Source organism: uncultured Flavobacterium sp., assembly GCF_937967675.1.
In the GTDB taxonomy this organism is placed as follows: domain Bacteria; phylum Bacteroidota; class Bacteroidia; order Flavobacteriales; family Flavobacteriaceae; genus Flavobacterium.
On sequence record NZ_CALBSN010000133.1, the window covers coordinates 1 to 4,452 of the forward strand.

Sequence of the window (4,452 nt, forward strand, 5' to 3'; positions counted from 1 at the left end):
GAATTACGTCGTTACAATCCAGAAATGTTAGATAAAGATCGTTTAATTGTGATTTCAAAATGCGATATGTTAGATGACGAGTTAAAAGCAGAATTGAAAAAACAATTGGATAAGGAATTTAAAGGAACACCTTATATGTTTATTTCATCTGTTGCACAACAAGGTTTACAAGAGTTGAAAGACAAATTGTGGCAAATGTTGAATGCTGAAGAAAAATAAAAAAAGTTAAAATAAACGTAAGAAAAAGCATCTTTTATTTGAAGGTGCTTTTTTGTTTTTAATGCAGTTATTATAATAAAAAGTTAAAATTGCTTCAATCTAACTTGATTTTGAAATGATAATTTTATCGAAATCGTATTTTTAAGTATATTCGCCACACAAATCAAAAGAACACAGATTTATTATGAAAAAATTAGTATTATTTGTCGTTTCTGCTATTATGCTTGTGCCAGCTTCGGTAAAAGCAGATGAAGGAATGTGGTTTTTAATGTTCATTGAGCGTTTAAATCACCGCGACATGCAAAAAATGGGCTTGCAATTAACAGCCGAAGAAATTTACAGTATCAACAACCACAGTTTAAAAGATGCTATCGTTCAATTTAATGGTGGATGTACAGCTGAATTAATTTCAAAAGATGGATTGGTTTTGACTAATCACCACTGTGGATATGATGCCATTGCAGAATTATCTTCAGCAGAAAAAAACTATTTAAAAAATGGGTATTGGGCAAAAAACAGAGCTGAAGAGTTAAAACCTTCAAGTTTATATGTACGTTTCTTTGTTCGTATGGACGATTGTACAAAAAGAATCTTATCTGTTGTAAATCCTTCAATGAGCGAAGCGGATAGAGAAAAAGCTATCAATGCTGAAATCGCGAAAATTGAGAAAGAAAACAACGAAGGTGGGAAATATACAGTTTCTGTTCGTCCGTTTTTTCAAGGAAACGAATACTACTATTTCGTTTACCAAGATTACAAAGATGTTCGTTTAGTAGGAACTCCACCAGAAAGTTTAGGAAAATTTGGTGGCGATACAGACAACTGGGAATGGCCACGTCATACAGCAGATTTCTCTATGTTTAGAGTGTATGCTGATGCAAACGGTAATCCGGCTGAATATTCTACAAACAATGTTCCATTACAACCAAAACATTATTTGCCAGTAAACATTGGTGGAGTTAAAGAGAATGACTTCGCAATGATTTTAGGTTATCCAGGTAGAACTAACCGTTGGATGCCAGCAGGTGGAATTGAGCAAAACGTAAAATTTGCTTATCCAGCATGGGTTGAAGGTTCAAAAACAGGAATGGACAACATGAAAAAATACATGGTTCAGTCGGATGCTTTAAACCTTATTTATGCTTCTAAATTTGCAGGAGTTGCTAACTACTGGAAAAACCGTCAAGGAATGATTGATGCGTTATCAAAATTTGGTACTGCTAAAACGAAAGCAGCTCAAGAAGCTAAATTCCACAAATGGGCTAACCAACCAGCTAACAAAGCAAAATACGGAAATGTAGTTCCTACAATCAATAAATATTATGCTTTAACAAACGAAAAATCACGTCATGATAACTATATGATGCAATTGTTTAGAACTTCAGCTTTTGGAACAGTAAGTAGAGGTTTAGGAAAACAGTTAGAAAACTATGCTAAAGCAGATGCTACAAAAAGAGTACAAATGGCTCCAGCTATTTTAGAAATGGCTCAAGGAATGCACAGTGAGTTACATATTCCAGCTGAAAAAGATATTTTAGCAGCTCAATTAAATTTATATGCTAAAAAAGCAGGATATAAATTAGCTCCAATGGTTGAGAAATTAGCTGCAGAAAACAATGGTGATTTTACAAAATATGTAAACGCAGCATTCGATTTAAGTATTTTTACTTCTGTTGATAGAGTAAAAGCTTTCTTAGATTTACCATCTGAAGAATTACTTAAAAATGATCCACTTTATGTGTTAACAAATGACTTATTGACTCATTACAGCTTTAGAAGTGAAGAATTAATCAAATCTCAAAATGATTTTGGTGCTTCTTTCCGTTTATTAGTGGAAGGTTTAAGAGAATCTAAAATTGGAGAAATCAAATATCCAGATGCTAATTCAACTTTACGTTTAACGTATGGAAAAGTTCGTTCTTTACCAGCTGACAAACGTAATGATGCTACAATCAACAACTACACTACATTAGCAGGTCAAGTTAAAAAATACAAAAAAGGTGATTTAGAATTTGATTTACCTACAAGAGTATTAGAAATGAATGCTAAAAAAGAATATGGTCGTTATGCTGATAAAGACGGTTCTTTACACGTTTGTTTCTTAACTGACAACGATATTACGGGTGGAAATTCAGGTTCGCCAGTATTAAACGGAAAAGGGGAGTTAATCGGTTTAGCATTTGATGGAAACATCGAAGCTATGGCGGGTGACGTAATCTTTGACAAAAAATTACAAAGAACAATCAACGTTGATATTCGTTACGTTTTATGGGTAATTGAGAATTTCTCAGGAGCGAAACACATTGTTGATGAAATGACTATTGTGAAGTAATTTCTAAATAAAAACAATTAAAAACGACTTGAGTAATCAGGTCGTTTTTTTTATGCGGAATATCCAAAATCATTTCACTATTTTTGAAAAATGAAATTTATCCAAATCTTTTTGCTATTGCTTTCATTGTCAGTCTTTTCTCAATCAACGTTTGAATTGGCTGAGAAATTGTATGGACAAAAAAAATTTAATGAAGCCGAAAAATTATTTTCTGAATATTTAAAATCACAACCTAATCACGCTAAAACGATTGAATATCTTGGTGATATTGCTGGACATCAAAAAAAATGGGATGTCGCGATTACCAACTATAAAAGACTAAAAATTAGTTATCCTAAAAATGCTAATTATTGGTATAAATATGGTGGCGCATTAGGAATGAAAGCCAAAGAATCCAATAAATTCAAAGCTTTAGGAATGATTGATGAAGTAGAAAAATCGTTTTTAACTGCAGCAAAATTAAATTCAAAACATATCGAAACACGTTGGGCTTTAGTAATGTTATATATCGAATTACCAGCAATTATTGGCGGAAGCGAAAAAAAAGCACAAAAATATGCCGATGAATTAATGACACTTTCAAAAGTTGATGGTTATTTAGCAAAAGGATATATTGATGTCTATTTCAGCCGTTATGCGAAAGCAGAAATCCATTATAAAAAAGCACACGAAATTGGGAATTCAAAAACTACTTTCGAAAAATTATATGACTTATATTTGAATAAGTTAAAAGATAAAGCGAAAGCCAATAAGTTAAAAGAACAATTTGAAAACAAATAGTGTAATTGTTGAAATGTTGAATCGTATAATCGATTTGACAAATTAACAGTTTAACAATTCAACATAAAAATGAGAACACATTTCATAGCCATCGGCGGAGCAGCCATGCACAATTTAGCATTAGCATTACATAACAAAGGATATCACGTAACAGGTAGCGATGACGCTATTTTCGAACCTTCAAAATCGCGTTTGGAGAAAAAAGGATTGTTGCCAGCCGAAGAAGGTTGGTTTCCAGAAAAAATCACAACTGATATCGAAGCGATTATTTTAGGAATGCACGCCAAAGCGGATAATCCTGAATTATTGAAAGCGCAAGAATTAGGGTTGAAAATATATTCGTATCCCGAATTTTTATACGAACAATCGAAAAACAAAACCCGAGTGGTGATTGGCGGTTCGCACGGAAAGACTACAATTACTTCGATGATTTTACACGTAATGCATTATCACAATATTGAAGTGGATTATATGGTGGGAGCTCAATTAGAAGGTTTTGATACAATGGTGCATTTAACCGAAGATAACGATTTTATTGTGTTGGAAGGCGATGAATATTTGACTTCTCCAATCGATTTGCGACCAAAATTCCATTTGTACCAACCCAATATTGCATTATTGTCTGGAATTGCTTGGGATCATATCAATGTGTTTCCAACGTTTGATAATTATGTGGAACAATTTAGAATTTTCGCTAACCAAATAACGCGTGGGGGAATTTTAGTCTATAACGAAGAAGACGAAGCCGTAAAAGCAGTAGCCGAAGGAACCGAAAATCCTATCCGAAAAATTGCGTATCAAACACCAAGTTACACAGTTGAAAACGGAACCACGTTGCTCGATACGCCAGAAGGTTCAATGCCAATTGAAGTTTTCGGGGCACACAATCTAAGCAATTTAGCCGGTGCCAAATGGATTTGCCAATGCATGGGAGTAGACGAAGCCGAATTTTACGAAGCAATCGCTAGTTTCAAAGGTGCTTCTAAACGATTAGAAAAAATTGCCGAAAGTGCAAATAAAGTTGCTTATAAAGATTTTGCACATTCGCCAAGTAAAGTTTCGGCCACTACAAAAGCGGTGAAAGCACAATATCCTGATAGAAAATTAATTGCTTGTTTAGA

3 protein-coding genes and 1 pseudogene are annotated in these 4,452 nt (G+C 33.6%); all 4 read left to right on the plus strand.

The annotated features are described in order from the left end of the window. Positions 1-219 (plus strand): annotated as a pseudogene (locus Q0075_RS08930) (GTPase ObgE); the annotation flags it as partial. A gap of 184 nt (positions 220-403) precedes the next feature. After that, positions 404-2,551 carry a S46 family peptidase gene (locus tag Q0075_RS08935; protein WP_297869224.1) on the plus strand — a complete coding sequence of 716 codons (2,148 nt, stop codon included), beginning with the start codon at positions 404-406 and terminating at the stop codon, positions 2,549-2,551. Positions 2,552-2,641: 90 nt separating this feature from the next. Beyond that, positions 2,642-3,331 carry a hypothetical protein gene (locus Q0075_RS08940; RefSeq protein WP_297869225.1) on the plus strand — a complete coding sequence of 230 codons (690 nt, stop codon included), beginning with the start codon at positions 2,642-2,644 and terminating at the stop codon, positions 3,329-3,331. Between the two features lie 69 nt (positions 3,332-3,400). Beyond that, positions 3,401-4,452: Mur ligase family protein (locus tag Q0075_RS08945; protein WP_297869226.1), on the plus strand; the 1,052-nt coding region annotated here is incomplete at its 3' end.

Bases quoted from the DNA above. Each gene is read 5' to 3' on its own strand.
- Q0075_RS08935 (WP_297869224.1), top strand. From the start codon at position 404: ATGAAAAAATTAGTATTATTTGTCGTTTCTGCTATTATGCTTGTGCCA.
- Q0075_RS08940 (WP_297869225.1), top strand. From the start codon at position 2,642: ATGAAATTTATCCAAATCTTTTTGCTATTGCTTTCATTGTCAGTCTTT.